The 20836-nt window shown below is 41.9% G+C and carries 20 protein-coding genes; 11 read left to right on the top strand and 9 right to left on the bottom strand.

What is annotated here, in order from left to right:
* Positions 1-92: 92 nt before the first annotated feature.
* The 7 genes from LDO51_RS10125 to LDO51_RS10155 all read right to left on the bottom strand — a co-directional run bounded on the left by LDO51_RS10125 (position 93) and on the right by LDO51_RS10155 (position 7754).
* The gene (locus LDO51_RS10125; RefSeq protein ID WP_225574457.1) at positions 93-710 is read right to left on the bottom strand and encodes a bifunctional 4-hydroxy-2-oxoglutarate aldolase/2-dehydro-3-deoxy-phosphogluconate aldolase; all 618 of its coding nucleotides are present in this window, start codon (positions 708-710) and stop codon (positions 93-95) included.
* Between the two features lie 23 nt (positions 711-733).
* Entirely contained in the window at positions 734-1666 is a 933-nt protein-coding gene (locus tag LDO51_RS10130) for a sugar kinase (RefSeq protein WP_225574458.1), read from the bottom strand.
* 98 nt (positions 1667-1764) lie between these two features.
* The gene (locus tag LDO51_RS10135; protein ID WP_225574459.1) at positions 1765-2343 is read right to left on the bottom strand and encodes a DJ-1/PfpI family protein; all 579 of its coding nucleotides are present in this window, start codon (positions 2341-2343) and stop codon (positions 1765-1767) included.
* 47 nt (positions 2344-2390) lie between these two features.
* Positions 2391-3245, bottom strand: coding sequence for a tagatose bisphosphate family class II aldolase (locus LDO51_RS10140; protein ID WP_225574460.1), 855 nt, complete (start codon positions 3243-3245; stop codon positions 2391-2393).
* Between the two features lie 113 nt (positions 3246-3358).
* Positions 3359-4834, bottom strand: coding sequence for a DUF2264 domain-containing protein (locus LDO51_RS10145; RefSeq protein WP_225574461.1), 1476 nt, complete (start codon positions 4832-4834; stop codon positions 3359-3361).
* Between the two features lie 52 nt (positions 4835-4886).
* Complete coding sequence (locus tag LDO51_RS10150) at positions 4887-6494, bottom strand: sulfatase family protein (RefSeq protein WP_225574462.1); 1608 nt, start codon at positions 6492-6494, stop codon at positions 4887-4889.
* A 24-nt stretch (positions 6495-6518) separates the two neighbouring features.
* The gene (locus LDO51_RS10155) at positions 6519-7754 is read right to left on the bottom strand and encodes an anaerobic sulfatase maturase (RefSeq protein WP_225574463.1); all 1236 of its coding nucleotides are present in this window, start codon (positions 7752-7754) and stop codon (positions 6519-6521) included.
* 514 nt (positions 7755-8268) lie between these two features.
* On the opposite strand from LDO51_RS10155, the gene agaR reads away from it, so the two are divergent.
* The 11 genes from agaR to LDO51_RS10210 all read left to right on the top strand — a co-directional run bounded on the left by agaR (position 8269) and on the right by LDO51_RS10210 (position 18243).
* Positions 8269-9045, top strand: a complete 777-nt coding sequence (gene agaR, locus LDO51_RS10160; protein ID WP_225574464.1) for a transcriptional repressor AgaR — start codon at positions 8269-8271, stop codon at positions 9043-9045.
* Positions 9046-9096: 51 nt separating this feature from the next.
* Positions 9097-10380, top strand: coding sequence for a tagatose-bisphosphate aldolase subunit KbaZ (gene kbaZ, locus LDO51_RS10165; protein ID WP_225574465.1), 1284 nt, complete (start codon positions 9097-9099; stop codon positions 10378-10380).
* An 8-nt stretch (positions 10381-10388) separates the two neighbouring features.
* Entirely contained in the window at positions 10389-11573 is a 1185-nt protein-coding gene (locus LDO51_RS10170; RefSeq protein ID WP_225574466.1) for an SIS domain-containing protein, read from the top strand.
* 33 nt (positions 11574-11606) lie between these two features.
* A complete protein-coding gene (gene agaV / locus LDO51_RS10175) occupies positions 11607-12101 on the top strand; it encodes a PTS N-acetylgalactosamine transporter subunit IIB (protein ID WP_225574467.1) in 495 nt (164 codons plus the stop codon).
* A gap of 49 nt (positions 12102-12150) precedes the next feature.
* A complete protein-coding gene (agaW, locus tag LDO51_RS10180) occupies positions 12151-12921 on the top strand; it encodes a PTS N-acetylgalactosamine transporter subunit IIC (RefSeq protein WP_225574468.1) in 771 nt (256 codons plus the stop codon).
* Positions 12911-13798, top strand: a complete 888-nt coding sequence (locus tag LDO51_RS10185) for a PTS system mannose/fructose/sorbose family transporter subunit IID (RefSeq protein ID WP_225574469.1) — start codon at positions 12911-12913, stop codon at positions 13796-13798. Before agaW ends, LDO51_RS10185 begins: the two co-directional genes overlap by 11 nt.
* Before the next feature lie 57 nt (positions 13799-13855).
* Positions 13856-14287, top strand: coding sequence for a PTS galactosamine/N-acetylgalactosamine transporter subunit IIA (gene agaF, locus LDO51_RS10190; protein ID WP_225574470.1), 432 nt, complete (start codon positions 13856-13858; stop codon positions 14285-14287).
* Positions 14284-15456, top strand: a complete 1173-nt coding sequence (gene nagA / locus LDO51_RS10195; RefSeq protein WP_225574471.1) for an N-acetylglucosamine-6-phosphate deacetylase — start codon at positions 14284-14286, stop codon at positions 15454-15456. Before agaF ends, nagA begins: the two co-directional genes overlap by 4 nt.
* A gap of 36 nt (positions 15457-15492) precedes the next feature.
* Positions 15493-16323, top strand: a complete 831-nt coding sequence (kduI, locus tag LDO51_RS10200; protein ID WP_225574473.1) for a 5-dehydro-4-deoxy-D-glucuronate isomerase — start codon at positions 15493-15495, stop codon at positions 16321-16323.
* A 78-nt stretch (positions 16324-16401) separates the two neighbouring features.
* Positions 16402-17157 carry a 2-dehydro-3-deoxy-D-gluconate 5-dehydrogenase KduD gene (gene kduD / locus LDO51_RS10205; protein WP_225574474.1) on the top strand — a complete coding sequence of 252 codons (756 nt, stop codon included), beginning with the start codon at positions 16402-16404 and terminating at the stop codon, positions 17155-17157.
* Positions 17158-17175: 18 nt separating this feature from the next.
* Positions 17176-18243: a glycoside hydrolase family 88/105 protein gene (locus LDO51_RS10210; protein ID WP_225574476.1), complete on the top strand. Its 1068-nt coding sequence runs from the start codon at positions 17176-17178 to the stop codon at positions 18241-18243.
* 160 nt (positions 18244-18403) lie between these two features.
* Here the strand turns inward: LDO51_RS10210 and LDO51_RS10215 are convergent, their stop codons facing one another.
* Both LDO51_RS10215 and LDO51_RS10220 read right to left on the bottom strand, forming a co-directional pair.
* A complete protein-coding gene (locus LDO51_RS10215; RefSeq protein WP_225574478.1) occupies positions 18404-19123 on the bottom strand; it encodes an oligogalacturonate-specific porin KdgM family protein in 720 nt (239 codons plus the stop codon).
* Between the two features lie 116 nt (positions 19124-19239).
* Positions 19240-20799 (bottom strand): sulfatase-like hydrolase/transferase, encoded by a 1560-nt coding sequence (locus tag LDO51_RS10220; protein WP_225574480.1) that lies wholly within the window; start codon positions 20797-20799, stop codon positions 19240-19242.
* Positions 20800-20836 lie beyond the last annotated feature (37 nt).

Raw genomic sequence — 20836 nt, forward strand, 5'->3', positions numbered from 1 at the left:
CATTAATTCGATGATTATTAACCCCAGTGGTGTTATTGCCACTGGGGTTTTTTATGAAAACTAAAAATGATTTTTTATCTTAATAAGGCTGACTAAATGCTTGCTGCTTCAGCGATAAGCTTACCGAGGTCTTCCCATTGTTCGTTATCGATCAAATTAGTCGGAACCATCCAAGACCCACCACATACAATGACCGAAGATAATGAATTATATTGGTGGATATTTTCTGTATTAATTCCTCCTGTAGGCATAAAACGAACGGGATAAACAGCCCCTAAAGCTTTGAGCATAGATATACCTCCAGAAGCTTCTGCTGGAAAGAATTTTAATGTGGTCAGATTAAATTCAAGAGCTTGTTCAACTAAGCTTGGATTATTCACACCAGGGATGATTGGGATATTTTTTTGTTGGCAGTAGCTGACAATTTTAGGATTAAACCCTGGACTAACAATAAAATTGACACCGGCATCAATAGCAAGATCAACTTGTTGGGGGGTTAAAACAGTACCTGCGGCAATCAGTAAATCTGGATAGGCAGCTCGCATATTTTTAATCGCATCAACGGCGGCATCAGTACGAAAGGTGACTTCGGCACAAGGTAAACCATTTTCCACTAATGCTTTGGCAATTTGAGCGCCGTGTTTGGCATGATTGATAGTGATCACGGGCACGACGCTGAGTGCGGTTAATTTTTCAATGAGTTGGTTCATTGGGTATCCTTTTTATCTTTTGCTCAGTCAATTGTTGGCATTGCATCTAGTGGAATGATAGCGCCCCGGTGTTGGATAACGGTTCCAGCTAATAAATGCCCCATTTTTGCTGCCTCTTCTGGGGATGCGCCGAGAATTCGACGGGCTAAATATCCTGCACTAAATGAGTCTCCCGCCGCGGTTGTATCTATGATGTGGTCAATTTGATTGGCAGCAATACTAATGCAGTAGTTATCAATGATGACGAAACAGTCATCTCCCCCGCGTTTAATCACAATTTCTGGTACCCCGTATTGTTGTGTACGAGCGATGGTGCCACTTTCATGTTCATCGCCGTATAACAGTTTTTCATCATCGAAGGTGAGAAATGCAATATCTGTGAGATTCAGTATCTGTTGATAAACTTGCTTGGCAGTCTCTGATGAAGACCAAAGTGTAGGGCGATAATTATTATCAAATACCACTTTAACCCCATGATTTTTGGCTTCTTTGAGTATGGAGAATAAGAGTTGGCGCGTCTCTTCGGGTAAAATGGCCAAGCTGATACCGCTTAGATAAATATAATTTTGCTGATTAAGCCGCTGCTGAGTTTGTTCTTGGGTTCGATCATTGAGCCAAAACTTCGCCGCAGAATTATCTCTCCAATAGAAAAAATGTCGCTCACCATCAGAGGATGTTTCAATCAAATACATCCCTGGTAGAGACTCTTCAGAAATAAAAACATCATCGGTATTTATCCCCTCTTTTTTCCAACTTTCAATCATCTGCTGACTGAATGGATCTTTACCTAATCCCGTTATATATCGGGTTGTGACGTCGTGATCTTTTGTTAGGCGGGATAGGTATAATGCTGTGTTGAGGGTATCCCCTCCAAAAGTTTGTTTGTAAAGTTCATCTGATTTTTGTAGCTCAACCATGCACTCGCCAATAACGGCAACCTGTAGATGTGTATTCATTTTTATCACCTGCGTGATTACATTTTTTGTTAATTTAAGGCAGATCATTAGGTAATAAGCAAAGACAACATATTGTCTTCACTTATTTTTTTGCAGGCTTAAAGGTAGGTCAGTGGCCAGTGTTTAAAATAAATGTGCTTAGCTTGCCAATCCACCTTTTCATGATTATCACTGAGTAAATGGTGTGCAACGGTAAATGCGAATTCAAAACTGACGCCTAACCCTTTTGCACTAATAAATTTTCCATCGACCACAACATCTTGATCAACATAGACCCCATCATCGAATTTATCTGCAAGTTTATCGCCAGTACTGTATTGGCGACCTTCGAGTAAATGATGTGCAGCAAGCACTTTAGCGCCAGAAGAACACAGTGCGCAAATGTATTTATCTTCGTGAATATGTCGACGAATAAAGTCAATAACATCATTATTAGTGCAAAGCCTATCAGTGCCTTTTGGGCCACCAGGCATCATGATAGCGTCATAAGTGTGAGATAATTTTTCACTTAGCCGGAAATCGGCACTAATTTTTGTTCCAAAATAGGTGTTTAAAACTAAGCTATTCATACACGAAAGGACATCAACATGGATATCCAATCGACGCATAATATCGATAAAAACAACGGCTTCTCCCTCTTCAAAGCCATCCGCGAGTAAAACAGCAACTTGTTTCATGGTATTCCTTGCATCGTGAGATGTATGTAACTTGATTATTGATGGAGCTAAAGTTTTCCCGCACTTTTACAGATACGAATTTTATCCATAACGACGGCTTTCATTGCCGCTTTGCCGGGAACAAGGTAGTGACGAGGGTCCGTTGCTTCTGGGTTTTCAAGGAAATAGTGTTTAATCGCATCAGAGAACGCAATTTTTAGTTCAGTAGCAACGTTGACTTTGCAGATCCCAAGATCAATACAGTGATGAACATCTGTATCAGGGATCCCCGATGCACCGTGAAGCACCAAGGGGATCTCGGTTTTTTGGCGAATTTTATGTAGACGATCAAAATCGAGGCGTGGCTCGCTTTTATACATTCCGTGGGCCGTCCCAATGGCAACAGCAAGAGAATCGATCCCTGTTTGTTGGATAAATTTTACTGCGGAATCAGGGTCAGTAAATAGGGTATCTGCGGCATCAACAACTAAGTCATCCTCTTGCCCTCCAAGACGACCCAGTTCAGCTTCGACAGTACAGTCCCATTGATGGCAGTAATCAACAACTTGTTTGACGATTTGAATATTTTCTTCAAAAGGAAAATGAGATGCATCAATCATGGCAGAGCGAACGCCAGCCCTGACTTTTTGGAAAATATCAGGGATATCTTCATGGTGGTCAAGGTGTAGGGCGACAGGCACTTTATAGCGCTCCGCAGCTTGCTGGCAAATGGCTATCAAATAGTCGCTTCCCGCATAGGAAAATGTACTTGGTGTACCCGCTAAAATAACCGGAGAAGCCATCTCCGCAGCGGTTTCCATCACAACTTGAATGGTTTCTAAATTATGAATATTAAATGCGGGTACTGCATAACCATCCCGTTGGGCTTGGTTTAACATATTACGGGTCGATACCAAGTACATAATCACCTCTTATCTTTCATTTGATTTCGATATATGATAATCGAAAGAAATAGAAAGTTAAAAGATCTAAATCACATTTATTCCTTTCTTTTCGAAAGTCAATGAAAGTTAAGCTAAAAATAATGCGACATTTTAGAGCTATAACTGGTGATACCTTTACGTAACAGATTGTTTTTCGGTCTTCTTGATTGACCTATCAAGCTCTCAATGACTTTTTGTGTACAAGATTGCAGTTCTAATCGACGTGTTAGCGGGTTTTGCTGATGGGTATATTCCTCACGAAATATCACTGTGACTTCTTGGGTTTCTTGGACACCAATCACTGAGGCTTTGATGGCTGGTATTTCGAAATGAAAGTCAAATTTTTCGATAGGCAGAGGATTGGCTAAAGCCTCCCAGAGATCGATTCGCTGACCACAATAGAACGCAATAATGACGGCTCTTAATGACCAAAAACTGCTAGCTGGGCCACTGTAATTATCGACTAACCGAGGGTCATCACTGAATAATCCTTGTGTTGGAGCTCCCGCTTGAAATGCCCCATGGTTAATGAAATAGCGTAGCGTATTTTCTAAGGCACTTTTTGCTTCTCCCACTGTGACGGATGAACAGCCTAAATCCACGCCAGCGATAAGCGGCGCGGAAACGGCCAGTCGGTAACATGCACTGCGTCCAAAAAAAGGAATACCAGTCGGCGTCATAAAATGCAGGTAATATTGATTAAATTGATTTAGTGATTGTTGAATAAAATCAGTATCAAAGTCAGGAGAAATTTGGTTAAGCCAATAGAGTGAGTAGTAAAAGCCCCAAGCGTTATAGTAATCAAAATTACCTTTTGCACCATCTCGGAACCAGCCATCTCCGACATAAAATGCTTTAATTCTATCGTAGCGCCATTTGGCAATATGGTCGATTCCAGTCAAGTCGCGAATAACAAATTGGACCAAGAGAGGGAACAAATGCCAATTATTATCGACAATCTCACAATGATTAACTTGCTCAAACCATGAGATGATTTGTTGCTGCAATCCGGCCTCTAGTTTATCCCAAACCCACTCTTTACTGAGCCATAATGTCAGTGCTAAATCGGCAGATTCACAAATTTTTTGGTCATAGTTTTCAAGTTTTCCCCAGTAGCCTTTGTGGGTTGGGTCGGTACCGTGAATAAAAGCTTGGCGGATCATATCGCTGATATGAATAGGCTGTAAATTTAAGCCATTCAGCCTTTCTTGACGGCTATGGATTAACCACGCCGCGAATAAAGGAAGTACTCGGCTTACTCCCTCTAATGCATCAGTACGGACGGTTTGCTGTCCAGGACGACCGGGATAATAGGCATGGGTATAGTCCCAAATTTGATAATGAGAAAAAGCTTCCGCAATGTAACGGACAAGAATTTCACAAAGAGATGAAAGTGATTGGTGGCTATCTTGAAAAACTTGCATAACAAACTCATCATGACGCCGATAAGCGGATTTACGAACGAATTTTCGGATGATGTTTTCTTTAAATAATTTCTTATAGAGATGAAAGTCTGGATGTTCGTAAGGCAGTTTTGGTCGTTCGGTTGGGATAAGTGATGTGGTCATATAGGTTCTCTACTCTATCAAGTACGCACATCCTTGTGCGTACGTTTTAGTATTATTTTGCTGAATCTACAAGGATTTGATAACGATCTTGTCCCCAAACTACAGGTTTAGGTTTATCTTTTACCCATCGGTAATAGGCAGATTTCAGTTGTTTAACTTTTTCAGGATATTTTGATGCTAAATCAACGGATTCAGATGGATCTTGTTTGTCATTGAATAATTTTGGTTGATTGGTGCCATCATCATAAAAATAGAGTACCCATTCGCCATCACGAACAGCCCATGAGCCTTTGGATAATTTTTCTAGATTCGGGTTCTTCGGGGCATCTTTACGTTGGTAGGTGATCCACTCATGGTAACCGTGCCAAAAATCCTGATTTTCTTCGCTGTAATGTTTGGTTCCCGGTCCTGTCCAATACAGGTATTCATGTGGTGATTTTTGGTTTTTTCCTTGTAGTAGTGGCATGATATTTTTACCTTCTACTTTCAGGCTATCAGGAATGGTGATGCCTGCACTTTGTAACGCGGTCGGTAGGATATCGATGGCAGAAATCATTGCATCACTCTGTTTACCTGCTGGAATATGTCCCGGCCAGTAAGCTACAAATGGTACTCGAACTCCACCATTAAACATTTGTCCTTTAAAGCCTCTATCCATTGCATTCATTGGCATTGGAGATTCATGAACAGCGCCATTATCCGAAATAAAGAAAATCAGGGTATTTTCGAGCTCACCATTTTCTTTCAAGGTGGTAATGATTTTGCCGATCCCTTCATCGGCTGCATTTAACGCAGCAAAATACTTATCTGCCTCGACATTGCCGGTATTAAATTTATCCATATATTTCGCAGGGGAAGATTCTTCTAACGGAATATGAGGAACGCTGTAAGATAAATTAATAAAGAAAGGTTTGTCTTTATGGCTATCGATAAATTTAATGGTTTCATCGGTTAATAAATGGGTGATATAACCCGGAGCCGGGACATTTTCACCATTACGCCAGATTGCTGGCGAGTTCCAAAGTGCTGCGCCAGATGCATAATAGCTATAGGCGTAATCGAATCCTCTTTCATGAGGTGCAAATCCCGGTTCCGGCGTGGAAATCATATTATCGTGATAATCGCGGGTTTGTTTATCTTCGGCAATTTTGGGTTTTTTCAGGACTTTGGCATTATGCCATTTACCTATGCTGGCTGTGGCATAGCCATCCTCTTGGAATAAAGCCGGCAGTAGTTTGATCTCTTCCGGGATCCCCAGCATCGCATCATCATTACTATAAGTGCCAAAGCTGGCAGGAGAACGCCCAGTGAAAATACCTGCTCGTGATGGACCGCATACAGGGTGAGCTACAAATGCATTGGTCATTTTGATGCCACCAGCCGCCATCTCTGAGACATTGGGCATCGCAATTCTTGCGGCTTCTATCATTTTATTAATATCGCCCTCATAACGCTGTGGTACAGGGCGTTTTGATAATTCGTTTACATCAAGGCTATCGAGCACAAAATCAAGCTGTCCAGTACCTAAGTCATCCATCACAATGAGTAAAACATTTGGCTTTTCAGGTGTTCCACCTGCATTAGCCGTAATGGGAGGAACGAGACAACTGGTGGCTATCAGCCCAGCAAGTAGGCTTTTTTTTACAGAAGGTAAATTCACAGAAGCTTCTCCAGATAGATAAAATTATTGCTTGTAGGCACGTTGCATTGCTGGGAGCGCATCACTCGCGATTGCTCCTTGAGAGATGGCTTGTTGCATGAGCCGCATACCTAAAGCTGTATGATTAAAAATCTTTTTATAAGAGCGGCAGAGATAGTTGTGGCGATACTTTTCGCCTTCAATAGAAATAATACGGTGCTTTGGACAGCCTCCATAACATAAGCTTTGTACTTCACATTTCTTACAAAGGTCAGTGAGTTTGTCGTATTTGTTTTGTCCAAAGCGTAACTGCTGTTTTGAGGTGACAATTTTTTCAAGGGTATTCTGATGGATATTACCGAGACGATTAGCAGGGTAAACATAGTGGTCACATGAGTAAACATCGCCATTAGATTCAATAATTAACGCCTGACCACAGGTTTTTGATTGAATACACGTTGAGGCAGGGTAGCCCATCCATGTACCTAATAAGCTATCAAAGAGACGAACGTAGATTTTTCCTATATCACCTTGGCGAATCCACTCATCAAATACATCCGCCATAAATTGCCCATATCCGTCAGCGGGCACAGAAAATGGTGCCATGGCCGCATTCGGTCCTGGAGCGTAGTGCCCACCTTGGGTATGAGGGAAACGTCTATCAACTTCAACAATAGGAATAAATTGGAAAAAAGTAGAGCCTAGTGCTTTTAGGGCCTGATAAGTCTCTTTGCCTTTGCGCCAGTTTTGGTCATTAACAACTGTCAGCGTATTAAACTCGACGCCATACTCAATGAGGAGTTGGATGGATTTTTTGACGCGTTCAAAAGTTGGATTACCGTTGACGGATATACGGTATTTATCGTGAACAGCCTCAAGCCCATCAATAGAAACGCCGAGTAAAAAATGGTTGTCAGCAAAGAATTTAGCCCACTGCCGATTGATGGCAATTGCGTTAGTTTGTACGCTGTTGGTGATAGCTTTTCCTTGAGCATATTGTTTTTGATATTCCACGACACGTTCAAAAAAAGGCAAACCCGCAAGTGTAGGCTCACCACCTTGCCATGAAAAATCCACTTGGTCACCAGAGTGTGACTGAATATAGTCTTTAATATAGCGACGTAATACGTTATCGGGCATCACATCGTGCTGACCATCTGGAGTCTCTTCATTGAAAACATTTTCTTTTTCAAGGTAAAAACAATACTCACATTTGATATTGCAGTGATAACTAGTAGGTTTAGCCATCATATGAAAATAAGCAGGTTGTTTTGAGGACATTGATTTCATCCGAAAGAGTCAGGTTATTTTTATAGCATTACGCAAATTACGAAAAATCAAAAGAGATTGAAATCACATATTTTAAAATTGAAAGCATTTGAAATTTATTGGTGTGGAATTTAACGAATGAGAAAGGTGGTTGGATACAATCAACGAAGCGGCGTCGTGCGGGCTTACGTCAATATTTTTCGAAGTAAAAATCGAAATTAGCACTTTTTACTAAATTTATATAGATTTAGTTCCTAATATTTCATAAATCTTGGCTTAGTGGCAATATGATTGATAATTGCTTAGTTAAAATACAGTATTTGGCGCTTTATTTATTGGTTACTTTTGTATTCGAAGCTATCATATTGGAAATGTGAAAATATCCGTAAGCTTACAACTTATAAATCGAAACTTTGTGAAAGAGATCAAAAGTTTTGTTTTTTTACGTTGTTGGTATTTTTTGGCGTAGTAAACTTAATTTGAAATCAAACGAAAGCTTTTTGTTTGATTTCGTAAGGAGATGAAAGTGAAAGCGGCAGTTGAGCGGCGCATGGAAATACTCGACATGATTAACTTGCAAGGTAAAGCGAGGGTCGAGGATCTAGCCGAAAAATTTAACGTCTCAAGTGTCACCATTCGTAGCGATTTAAGTTTTCTTGAGAAAAATGGTTATGTGGTTCGCTCTCATGGTGCAGCAATTCCGAATACCGGATTTATTGCTGAACTCAGTATCCACGAGAAACGTGGTCAGAATGCGGGCACAAAAACACTTATTGGGAAAGCTGCCGCCACGCTAATCAAGAATGGGGACACCGTCATTTTAGATTCGGGGACAACTACGCGGGAGATAGCGACACATTTGAAGTCGCGTGAAAACGTAGTGGTCATGACTAACGGTTTAGATGTTGCAATGGAGTTGGCGAATGCTGCTGGCGTAGAAGTATTAATGACTGGCGGCGCATTGCGAAAAAGTGCCTTATCGTTTTCTGGCTCTCAAGCAGAAAACAGCCTCAGAAATTATCGATTTGATAAAGTTTTTCTTGGGGTTGATGGATTCGATTTACGCGTTGGTATCACCACACACAATGAACAGGAAGCCAGTCTTAACCGTTTAATGTGTGAAATCTCGGAGACTGTGATTGCCGTTGCCGATTCTACGAAATTCGGGAAACGCAGCTGTCATATGATCCGTGAGTTTGGAGGTATAGACATATTGGTCACTGACTCGGGGATCCCTGAAGAGTATATCCAAGAGCTAAAAGACCATAAAATCGAGGTGATCGTCGTCGATAAGGAACAGTAACGCACTAACTCCATTAGCAACATGACCATGTTGATTGTGGAGTTAGTGTTAATGCATCCTTTAGAAAAAATTGTTCAGCAGAATAAATTAGGAAAACAATACGGTATTTATTCTGTTTGTTCCGCCCATCCCTTTGTGATCGAGGCCTCACTACAACAAGCACTAGTCAATGATTCCTTTCTTCTTATAGAAGCCACTTCAAATCAGGTCGACCAATTTGGTGGTTATACAGGAATGACTCCTGCGGACTTTTATCAGTATGTGACTGAAAAAGCGGAGCAAGCAGGTTTCCCTCTTCATCAATTAATCTTAGGCGGTGACCATTTAGGCCCCAACCGCTGGCAAGATCTCAGCGCTGAAGAAGCGATGAAAAATGCGGATGAACTGATAGCTCATTATGTTGCCGCAGGATTTAAAAAAATTCACCTTGATTGCAGCATGTCTTGTGCTGATGATCCCGTACCTCTCACCGATGAAATCGTTGCGGCTCGAGCGGCTCGCCTTGCTGTGATTGCCGAAAATACGGCAAAAGAAAAATTTGGTCACAGTGACATTGTGTATGTGATTGGAACTGAGGTCCCTGTGCCGGGTGGTGCAACCGAAGCCCTTGAAGGGGTTGAAGTGACAGCACCTGAAGCCGCTCGAAAAACATTAGATTGCCATGCAAAAGCATTCGAAGATGCAGGTGTGGGTGAGTGTTGGTCTCGGGTGATTGGTTTAGTGGTTCAGCCAGGAGTTGAATTTGACCATACTGGTGTAATTGATTATCAACCCGAAAAAGCGCAGTCGCTCAGTAAAGTTGTTGATGATTATCCTCACCTTGTTTTTGAAGCACATTCAACAGATTACCAAAATCCAGAAGCTTACAAACAGTTAGTTCGTGACCATTTTGCTATTTTGAAAGTGGGTCCTGCATTGACGTTTGCAATGCGTGAAGCGTTGTATTCGTTATGTGAAATTGAAAATGAAATGTTCCCATCAGAACAGTGTTCTCATTTGAAAGAGAAAATGGAACAACTGATGTGTAAAGAGCCGCACTTCTGGCAGAAATATTATCATGGGGATTCACACCAGCAGGCTTTTGCGCGTGTCTACAGCTTCAGTGACCGTATTCGTTACTATTGGCCAGATGAAGAAATCAGCCAATCCATTGATATGCTGATGAATAATCTATCTTCTAAGTCAATTCCATTGCCTCTATTAAGCCAATATTTGCCTCATCAATTCCAACAATACAGAGAAGGTATGTTGGATGGTTCTCCTAAGTCATTTGTTTTTGCAAAGATCCGCGATGTGTTATCGGTATACGCCGATGCGTGTAAATTAAGTCACTGAGGTTTAACATGGAATATTTAAGTTATCAAACGGCTGAACTGGAACAATTGAATGCGTTCTGGACAGCGAAAGAGATTGAGCAACAGCCTGATTGCTGGGAAAAAGTGAGTGCAACAGTAAAAGCTCGTCGAGCTGAAATTGATGCATTCTTAGCGAATGTTTTAGCGGCACCAGATGCTCGAATTATTATGACGGGAGCTGGGACATCAGCGTTTGCAGGACGAGCACTAGCACCTATCTTAACTGGGCATTTGAAACGACGAGTCGATGCGATTGCAACAACTGATTTAGTTTCTGACCCTAAAGAGTATTTAGCTGAAGATGTTCCGACGTTGCTGATTTCGTTTGCACGTTCTGGTAATAGTCCTGAGAGCGTGGCAGCACTGGATATAGCTGAAACATGTTTATCTAAAATCTATCATTTGGTTTTAACCTGTAACCGCGATGGTCAGCTGTATCGCTATTGCCAAAATAATATTAACGCGTTGGCATTATTAATGCCGGAAGAGTCGAATGACCGCTCTTTGGCAATGACCTCAAGTTTTTCATCAATGATGATGGCGGCATTATCTATTTTTCTGCCAGAAAATTTTTATAACAATGAAGTTAAGCCATTTTTCCAAGATTATCATCATACCTACCAGCAATTTAATCTCACAATTCGTGACGATTATGCAGGGAAATTCAAACGCGTTATTTATCTAGGTAGCGGTGGATTACAGGGGTTAGCACAAGAGGCGGCACTGAAAATGTTGGAGTTAACCGCAGGTAAAGTCGTGGCTAACTTTGATACACCGTTAGGCTTTCGCCATGGGCCGAAATCGATAGTTAATAAAGAAACACTGGTCGTGTTATTCCTTTCGAATGATAAATACATAAGGCAATACGAAAGTGATTTATTACGAGAGGTAATTCACGATAATGCATCCGCGATGGTGATCGCGGTCACTGCATCTCCATCTAATTCTTTTTCCAAAGAAAATTTTATTTATATTCCAAAAATGGCGCAATGCTCTGACGCAGCATTACTTTTTCCATATCTGATGTTGGCACAGGCATTTGCGTTTCATAGTTCGATTGCACTGGGGAATACACCGGACAACCCATCTCCAACAGGGGAAATTAACCGTGTTGTTCAAGGAGTTACTATTTACCCGTTCTCATATCAAAAAGATAGTGTCACGGCGTCTTAAAGATAAACACAATAAATTATAAGAGAGCAAGTTATGCACACACCTAATATTGTTTGGACCCGAATCGATGAGCGTTTGTTGCATGGGCAAATTCGCATTACTTGGGGTAAACACACTGAAGCAAACCTAATTCTTGTTGCAAACGATGACGCGGCTGAAGGTCCCAATGCCGCATTCATGCAAGCAGGAATGAAAGCGTCTGCGGGGGGAGAATATGCTGTTCGATTTTTCTCTATCCAGAAGACAATTGATGTCATTAGCAAGGCATCACCACGTCAAAAAATCTTCATTCTTTGTAATAACCCAACCGATGTCGCCCGTCTGGTGGAAGGCGGAGTTCCTATCACTCATTGTAATGTTGGCAACATGCATTTTCATGAAGGAAAGCGCCAAATCACCAAAACAGTGTCAGTGGATGAGCGTGACTTAGATGCATTTCGTCGCCTAGTCGATAAAGGCGTGACTTGCACCATTCAAAATACTCCAGACCAAACACCGGTGAATGTTTTAGCTCTAGCATCCGCATAATGTGGATTAAGACAAAAACTTAATTTTTAGGCGTTTAAGGAAAATTATTATGATCTTTGAAGCTTCGTTAGTGGCTTTATGGGCCTTCTTTTGCGGTATTGATAAGTATGACGTTGCATTAAATATTCACCGCCCTTTGATTACAGGCCCTGTTGTCGGGCTAATTATGGGGGATATGCAAATCGGGTTAATCGCAGGTGCAACACTTGAACTGGCTTGGCTGGGATTAGTCCCGAATGCGGGAGCTCAGCCACCAGATGTAACGTTGGGTACGATCGCGGCTGTTGCTTTTGCCGTAATGACTAAACAGCCTCCAGAAGTCGCTATGGGGATAGGGATGCCAATCGCAGTACTGATGCAGATGCTGATCATTGGTTTCTTCGCGATGACCGCATTTACCATGGGTAAAGCCGACCGCTACGCAGAAAACGCAGATGCAGGGGGGATTTCAAGGCTCTTAGTTATTACGATAACCATACGTTCCCTGCTTTATGCCATCGTGGCTTTCGTTACTGTCTATTTTGGTGAGCATGCCGCAGAGTGGATCGATCAAAACACACCAAAAGTACTGCTCGAAGGTTTAGGTATCGGCGCGAAAATGGTACCTGCGATAGGTTTCGCAATGCTCTTGAAAATTATGTGGTCGAAAGAAGTGGCTGGTGTGTTCTTCGTAGGCTTTGTGATGACAACCTACTTAAAACTGCCAATCATGGCCGTGGCTATCCTTGGGGCATCAGCCGCAGCGCTTTACTACTTTTTCAGTGGAAATGGTAACAAAAACAATTCACAGCCAAGCGAGGATTTTGAAGATGGTATCTGATAATAAAGCAGTGACAGAAACGAAAGACTTACCAACTCAATCTTACGTTGATGGTATCGATGAATATCAAGATACAACAGTACGCAAAGTCATTACGAAAAAGGATTTATGGCGTTGTGCATTCCGTGGATTATTCATGGAGGGGAACTTTAACTTTGAGCGTATGCAAGGTGGTGGGTTTGCTTTCTCTATCATTCCAGCACTGAAAAAAATTCACGGCAATAATAAACGTGACTATGCAACAGCATTGAAAAACCATCTGCAATTTTTTAATGCGAGTCCCAAGTTATTTACTTTCTTACTCGGCACCGCGGTTGCTATGGAAGAGAATAAAGAGAAACCTTCAACTGTGAACGTCATGAAAGTGGCGGGTATGGGGCCTACTGGTGGTATCGGTGATGCCATTGACCACATGACTTTAATGCCATTAACCCTTGCATTAGGGGCATCGATTGCAATGGAAGGCTCCATTGCCGGACCATTTGTTTTCTTCTTCCTTTACCAAATTGTTCATTTTTTTGTCTATTTTGGATTGATGTTCATGGGGTATCGCGCAGGTACAGCGGCGATGGTCAACATGAGTGACGCTACTGAAAAACTGGCAAAAGCGGCCAACATAATGGGTATTTTTGTTATTGGGGCACTCTCAGCTACCTTCATTAAGATACAAACCACGGCCTCCTTAGAACTTGGCGGAAAGGTGGTGGAATTACAAACCGCGCTATTCGATAAAATCATGCCTAACTTACTACCACTAGGTTTAGTGTTTCTCATGTTCAAAATGGTGAAAGGTACCGGTTTTTGGGCTAAACCTCCGGTTCTGATTTTCTCCACCTTAGCCTTCGGCGTGATTGGTCATGTACTGGGTGTACTGTAATTATTTGAATTAAATTGAATTTCAGCGGGTAGTTTCTTACCCGCTTAGGAGTTAAGAATGATTGGTTTGATTGTGTCTGGACACTTAAATTTCGCAAGTGGAATGGCATCAGCGGTAAAAGCTATTGCAGGGGAACAAGAGAATATGGTGTTTCTCGACTTTATCGAATCGATATCCCCCGATGAATTGGAACAACAAATGCGCTCTACGATTCAAGCCATGCCTTGTGAGCAAATTGTATTTCTAACTGATCTGCCCGGCGGAACGCCTTGTAACCGTGCGATGGTCATCATGATGGAAAATCCCTTGGTTGAAGTTCTTTCTGGTGTCAGCCTTCCTATGATTGTGAACGCGGCATTTGAACGAGAAGGCGTCACAGCAAAAGAGCTGATAGCCATTTTGCAAGAGATAGGGATAAGCAGTATCCAAGATGTACGCGAGCAATTGTCGGCAGTATCTGAATCTGAAGATGAAGAAGACGGACTATGAATCGACAATACGCAATTTTAGCTGACCGAATTTTTACACCTGACGGAATATTGCAGCAGAAATATGTACGAGTCAGTCATGGACGAGTCCAACAGATAACGGATATCGCCCCTGAAAATTGCTCAATTGTGCATTTAAAAGGGCGTTCATTGCTCCCAGGATTTGTCGACATTCATATTCATGGTCGAGCAGGCTCTGATGTGATGGATGCAAGCTTAGATGGATTGCAAATTATTGCGGATGATTTGGTCAAGACGGGGGTTGCGGCATGGGTAGGAACCACGGTTACGGCACCCATGGACGATATTAAACACGCGTTAATCCAAGTTCGTCAATTTATGGCTCATCAGCAAACATCAGGTGCACAACTGTTAGGAAGCTTTCTTGAAGGCCCTTATTTCACTGAACGTCATCGAGGTTCTCATCCAGTGAAATACCTCAAGGCTCCGACCGTCTGCGAACTTAAATCTTTGCAAGAGTGTGCTGGTGGTTCGTTATTACGGGTCGCGGTGGCACCTGAAGCTGATGGCGCTATTGATGCTATTGATTGGCTAGTTCAACAAAATATCAAAACCAGTGTTGCCCATACCGCAGCGGATTTTGCCCAAACCAGCGAGGCATTTTCTCACGGTGCTGATTGTGGCGTGCATCTTTATAACGGTATGACGGGATTACATCACCGTGAACCGGGTTGCTGTGGAGCAGTGCTCTATCACGATGTACTAGCCGAATTGATAGCGGATGGCATTCATGTTCATCCGGTCATGATGAACTTGGCATATCGCATGAAAGGTTATCAGCAAGTTGCCTTAATTACTGATTGTATGCGTGCTGGGGGATTACCGGACGGCGAGTATGCCTTGGGCGCTCAAATGGTTCAGGTGACTCAAGGGCAAGCGAGAACCGCAGACGGTTCTTTAGCCGGTAGCACCTGTAGCTTGGATGCGGCATTGCGCAATATGGTGAAACTCGCTCAAGTTCCTGAATGGGAAGCGGTACAAATGGCGACGGCGGTGCCTGCGGAGTATCTCGGCATTGGTCAGCAATATGGCTATATCCGCGAGGGAGCCGTTGCAAGTTTTGCGGTTGTCGATGACAACTTTTATTTAACTGACACATTCATCAGAGGTGAACACGTTCACTCTGTTAATGGGAAAGCCAACTCATGAGTTTGGTACTCCCCTGTAAATTATGAGGTATTTATAATGGAAATTCGTCAACCAATTCACAGTGAGCACGCTAAAACACTGGATACTGCTGGATTACGTAAACAATTCTTAATTGAAGGATTGTTTTGCGAAGGGGAAATGAATCTCACTTATAGTCACATTGACCGCATCATCGTAGGCGGTATTGTTCCAACACATAAGCCATTGGCATTGATGGCGGGAAAAGCGTTAGGTGTTGATTTCTTTCTAGAGCGTCGTGAATTGGGCGCTATCAATATTGGTGGTGCTGGTAAAGTGGTTGTTGATGGGGAAATATTTGAAATTGCTCCTCGTGAAGCAATTTACATTGGAATGGGGACACATGAAGTAGAATTTAGTAGTGTAGATGCCAATAATCCAGCTCGTTTTTATATGAACTGCGCCCCGGCTCATCATACCTACCCTAGCCGTAAAATTACCATTGACCAAGCATCTCCAGAGAAGCTGGGTAATGTTGAAAACTGTAACGTCCGCACAATCTATAAATTCTTACATCCATCAATCTTACCAACATGTCAGCTATCTATGGGGATGACGGTGTTAGAGCCAGGTAGCCTGTGGAATACCATGCCATGTCACACCCATGAGCGCCGCATGGAAGTTTATCTGTATTTTGATATGAAAGATGACAACGTAGTTTTCCATTATATGGGTGAACCAACTGAAACTCGTCATATTGTGGTACGTAATGAGCAAGCGGTGATTAGCCCGAGTTGGTCAATTCATTCAGGTGTCGGTACTGCGGCTTATACATTTATCTGGGGAATGGTGGGTGAAAATCAGGTATTCCACGACATGGATCATGTCGCAATGACAGATTTGAAATAACGCCCAATTAATCCTTTTTATTTTCTTACCTAATAAAGCGGTGTTGCTGAATTGGCGGCACCGTAAGAGAGGCATGCCATGAATTTATTTGATTTAACAGGAAAAGTAGCCATTGTCACTGGATGTAATACAGGTCTAGGCCAAGGTATGGCGATTGGATTAGCCCAAGCTGGGGCCGATATTGTTGGTGTTGGAATACAAGATGCACCAGAAACACGTGCCGAAGTCGAAAAGTTGGGGCGTAAATTCCACTATGTCATCATGAATTTAATGGAGCAAGATAAGTTGCAAGATCTCGTGGACGATGCAGTATCTGCCATGGGGCATGTTGATATTCTGGTAAATAATGCGGGAATCATTCGTCGTGAAGACTTATTAGAATTTAGTGAAAAAGATTGGGATGATGTCATTAACATTAACCAAAAAACACTCTTTTTCTTATCCCAGCGTGTTGCTCGTCAGTTTGTGAAGCAAGGTAATGGCGGAAAAATTATCAATATTGCTTCAATGTTGTCATTCCAAGGTGGCATCCGAGTGCCTTCTTATACTGCTAGTAAATCTGCGGTTATGGGATTAACTCGCGCATTAGCGACGGAGCTTTCTCAATATAATATTAATGTGAATGCTCTCGCACCGGGTTATATGGCCACAGATAATACCGCAGCACTAAGAGCCGATGCTGAGCGTAATGCAGCGATTTTAGAGCGAATTCCTGCGGGGCGTTGGGGACTGCCATCTGACTTAGCGGGACCTGCAATTTTCCTTGCTTCCAGTGCCAGCGATTATATCAATGGATATACGATTGCCGTTGATGGTGGTTGGCTCGCTCGCTAGTCCCTCAGGAGGATCCAAATGGAACAGGTATTATCATCTCAGTCATTACAGCGTGATGCTGTTTTGCAGGATATGAAACGTGTTTATCGTTTTCAATCAAAGCATCAGGTTCGTAGTGTGGTTCGTCGCAGTGGTAAAACTCGTTTTATCAAAGATACAGATTGGGAACGCGGTGTTCTGTGGTCGTGTGTTGCTGCCGCTTGGCAAGCAACTCAAGACTGTGAGTATCTTGACGGGGTATTAGAATATACGTTACATACCGGATTTCGTACGGGACCAAATCCCCGTTTTGCAGATGATCATGTGTGTACACAAGCCTATTTAGCTGTCAGTTCACAGTTTTCTCAACCAGAAGTTCTTGAACCGACAATAAAAGCATTTGATTTGATGTTGGATGAACCGAAATTAGGTCGAGAAGACTGGTGGTGGTGTGATGCTCTTTTTATGGCACCACCGGCTTTCGCCGCATTGTCAGCAAAAACGGCTAATCCCCGCTATCTCGCTTACATGCATCAGGCTTATTGGGATGCAGTGGCGCATTTACGAGATCCCGAAACTGGCTTGATTTACCGGGATTATCGTTATATTCCTGATGGAAAGGGGAGTGAATTACGTGAAGCCAATGGGGAAAAAGTTTTTTGGAGCCGAGGCATTGGCTGGGTGATAGCCTCAGTGCCGCGTATCTTGCAGCATTTACCAGCTGATTTTGCAGGAAGACAACAATATTTAGATTTATTTGTTGAGCTAATCGAGTCTGTTGTGGAATATCAACAAGAAGATGGTTTCTGGCGGACAAGCCTGTTGGATCCTCAAAACTTCCCAGCACCTGAAAGTAGCGCAACCTCGCTATTTTGTTATGGATTAGCTTGGGGGATAAACCAAGGTATATTAGATAAAACACGTTATCTGCCAATACTTGAAAAAGCATGGGGAGCACTTAATACCTGTATTCATGAAGATGGTATGTTGGGTTGGGTTCAATTGCCTGCATTTAATCCTAGGGATGTTAAATTTGAACATAATATGGATTATGGTGCTGGGGCTTATTTATTAGCGGGTAGTGAAGTAATTAAGTTATTAGATTAGTAATTATATAGATTAATACGTATCGTTTTTTCATTGCACTTGCTTTATCTTATCGGTCAAAATATTGGCCGATTTTTTTTTGGTTAATTTTTAAATAAAAAATGAACCCCGTAATTATTACGGGGTTCATTCGTATTGTTGGGTTTTATTTTTTCTGATATTACCAAGTATATTGAATACCAACACGGAAACGAGTTTGTCGGTCACTGGAGAATTTACTTTCTTTCACATTACCGACTTCAACAAATGGTCTCCATAAAGCACCATCATCAGTTTTTATATCATAACGAAGACGTACGTTGTGTTGATAATCGAATTTCTTATTATTATAAAGTGGCTGCGCGTTATCCGCCATTTCCCACATTAAATCTAATTGATATTGAAGATCTAGTTTACCCCATTTATAACCAATCCAGCTGTCGAACTCTTGAATTTTGGAGTGGTAGTTACTGCCATTTTCCCCGACTTGGCCGTAATCCCAAACTTTCCACTTATAACGGCCTTGTAAACGAATGCCGTTATCAAAGGTATAGTTCAGACGGACATAAGGAACATAGACAAGACCTTGTTTATCGAAGTCGAGTGAAGAGCCTACAAGCCCAACTAAATTTGGATTTAGTTTTGTATAATAAAATGCAGAAAATTCAGAACCATCAATTTTCATTGCATCGTATGCACCGTCTTTATTACCATAACGTGCATCTAATTCAAAACCGATATTTTTCCCTGTATCAAGATAGGCTTTAATTCTGTCACCGCTTTTCCCTGATGCATCTAAATATTGATGGCGATATTCAATGGTTGTTTTATAATTATTTGCATAGGTGTAGTTTGAAACCATTAAAAATAAAATGGTGCCAGGTATTAGTAATTTTTTCATTATCTTTATTCCAAAGCTATATGCTATTTAAGCAATTATTTGAGTTGTTCCCTGTTTTATTTGGGAATTGTTTTTTGTTTATAGAGTTGCCACCTAAAATTAGGTGGCAAGATGAATTACTTCACTTCACATTCGGTAATTTTTTTGTTTAATTTTTTGGTTGTTGCAGTAATGAATTCACTTGGTCTCCAAGAATCTCCTGTTTTTTCTAACCAAGGAATTAATTCTTCTTTCACTAATTTATCAATAAGCGGTTTATTCTCATCGGCAACATTTTTTATTTGATAAGGGTCTTTCACATTATCATAAAGGATATATTTCAATGGTTGCCCATCTTGGCGATCAATAACCAATGTATGTGTTTTGGTTCTTACACCCCGTTTACCAAAAGATGGCTCACCATAAGGAATAAATAAGTAAAGTTGAGAGGTGGCACTATCACCTTTTCCTGTTGCAACACGCTCGGCTAAGTTAGAACCCTCCACAGACCCTGGGATCCACTGCTCTAGCCCAAGTAGCCCCAAGATAGTTGGATAGATGTCTGGTGCAGACATCAATGCATCATCTTGTCCTGCTTGAATTTTGCCTGGCAAGCGGAACATCATTGGTACTCGCATTGATTCTTCATACGGGTTATTTTTGGTTGGCTGACCGTTAGCTCCGAGACAACAGCCATGATCGGAGAAGAATACAACGAGGGTATTATCATCAAGCCCTTGTTTTTCAAGCTCATTCATAATACGCCCAAACTGGTCATCCACACCATTGACCATGGCGAGATATTCTTTAAAGTATTGAGGGCCATAACCTTCCTGATACTCTGCATCCCACTGTACATTTGGTCGAGTATTCAATTCCTTCGATGTTTTTCCTTTATAGACATCAAGATATTTTTGTGGGACTTGATCGTAAGGTGAGTGTGGTGGGTTCATGGAAACGACTAATGCAAATGGCTTAGTTTCATCACGAAATTTACCATTTTCGTTTCGTAAAAATTTGATTGCCATATCTGCTTCGTGTTCAGGTCCCCACTGATCCACATAGATAGGCTTTTCTCGTGGTGTCTCGTTGCCCCAATACATTGGTTTCATATGTAAGTCATAGGTGCCATAAGAGTACCAAAAATCAAAGCCATGGCGACGATCAGGTGCTGCCCACTCATTCCAATAGCGTCCTTCCATTGGGTTATTATAACTTTCAATATAAGGTGCATAAGGTGCATCTAAATGCCATTTTCCGATGTAGCCCGTACTGTAATCTAATGATTGCAGTACATCTGACCAACATTTTGCATATGGGGATAAATCGATACCGACTTTTCCGCCATAATCATGGGTATTCCCAGTGATCCCATTTCGAACGGGATATTGCCCTGTCATAAACATTCCACGAAATGGCGAGCATAATGGATAATTAGATGCCATTTGTGTCATCACTTTCGCTTGTTTGGCAAATTTATTCAGATTAGGCGTAATTGAAGGGTCTTGTCCCATAAACTGCAATGCATGGGCGCGCATTTCATCAGGGAATACGATGAGTAAGTTGGGTGCATTCTCGGGTTTGGCTGGCATGCCATTAGAAGGCATTCCTCTGTTGGCTAAAACGGGACTAGAAACCGATATTGCTGCACCGCTGGCTGCTAGCCCTTTGATAAAGGTTCTACGCGAAACAGTCATTGCTTCATCCTCTTTTGTTTACGTTTTCTTTCGATTT

The organism is Providencia alcalifaciens (assembly GCF_020271745.1).
Lineage (GTDB): Bacteria > Pseudomonadota > Gammaproteobacteria > Enterobacterales > Enterobacteriaceae > Providencia > Providencia alcalifaciens_B.

Coding starts and splice junctions, on each gene's coding strand:
- LDO51_RS10125 (WP_225574457.1), bottom strand. CDS start 710: ATGAACCAACTCATTGAAAAATTAACCGCACTCAGCGTCGTGCCCGTG.
- LDO51_RS10130 (WP_225574458.1), bottom strand. CDS start 1,666: ATGAATACACATCTACAGGTTGCCGTTATTGGCGAGTGCATGGTTGAG.
- LDO51_RS10135 (WP_225574459.1), bottom strand. CDS start 2,343: ATGAAACAAGTTGCTGTTTTACTCGCGGATGGCTTTGAAGAGGGAGAA.
- LDO51_RS10140 (WP_225574460.1), bottom strand. CDS start 3,245: ATGTACTTGGTATCGACCCGTAATATGTTAAACCAAGCCCAACGGGAT.
- LDO51_RS10145 (WP_225574461.1), bottom strand. CDS start 4,834: ATGACCACATCACTTATCCCAACCGAACGACCAAAACTGCCTTACGAA.
- LDO51_RS10155 (WP_225574463.1), bottom strand. CDS start 7,754: ATGTCCTCAAAACAACCTGCTTATTTTCATATGATGGCTAAACCTACT.
- kbaZ (WP_225574465.1), top strand. CDS start 9,097: ATGCATCCTTTAGAAAAAATTGTTCAGCAGAATAAATTAGGAAAACAA.
- LDO51_RS10170 (WP_225574466.1), top strand. CDS start 10,389: ATGGAATATTTAAGTTATCAAACGGCTGAACTGGAACAATTGAATGCG.
- agaV (WP_225574467.1), top strand. CDS start 11,607: ATGCACACACCTAATATTGTTTGGACCCGAATCGATGAGCGTTTGTTG.
- agaW (WP_225574468.1), top strand. CDS start 12,151: ATGATCTTTGAAGCTTCGTTAGTGGCTTTATGGGCCTTCTTTTGCGGT.
- LDO51_RS10185 (WP_225574469.1), top strand. CDS start 12,911: ATGGTATCTGATAATAAAGCAGTGACAGAAACGAAAGACTTACCAACT.
- agaF (WP_225574470.1), top strand. CDS start 13,856: ATGATTGGTTTGATTGTGTCTGGACACTTAAATTTCGCAAGTGGAATG.
- nagA (WP_225574471.1), top strand. CDS start 14,284: ATGAATCGACAATACGCAATTTTAGCTGACCGAATTTTTACACCTGAC.
- kduI (WP_225574473.1), top strand. CDS start 15,493: ATGGAAATTCGTCAACCAATTCACAGTGAGCACGCTAAAACACTGGAT.
- kduD (WP_225574474.1), top strand. CDS start 16,402: ATGAATTTATTTGATTTAACAGGAAAAGTAGCCATTGTCACTGGATGT.
- LDO51_RS10210 (WP_225574476.1), top strand. CDS start 17,176: ATGGAACAGGTATTATCATCTCAGTCATTACAGCGTGATGCTGTTTTG.
- LDO51_RS10215 (WP_225574478.1), bottom strand. CDS start 19,123: ATGAAAAAATTACTAATACCTGGCACCATTTTATTTTTAATGGTTTCA.
- LDO51_RS10220 (WP_225574480.1), bottom strand. CDS start 20,799: ATGACTGTTTCGCGTAGAACCTTTATCAAAGGGCTAGCAGCCAGCGGT.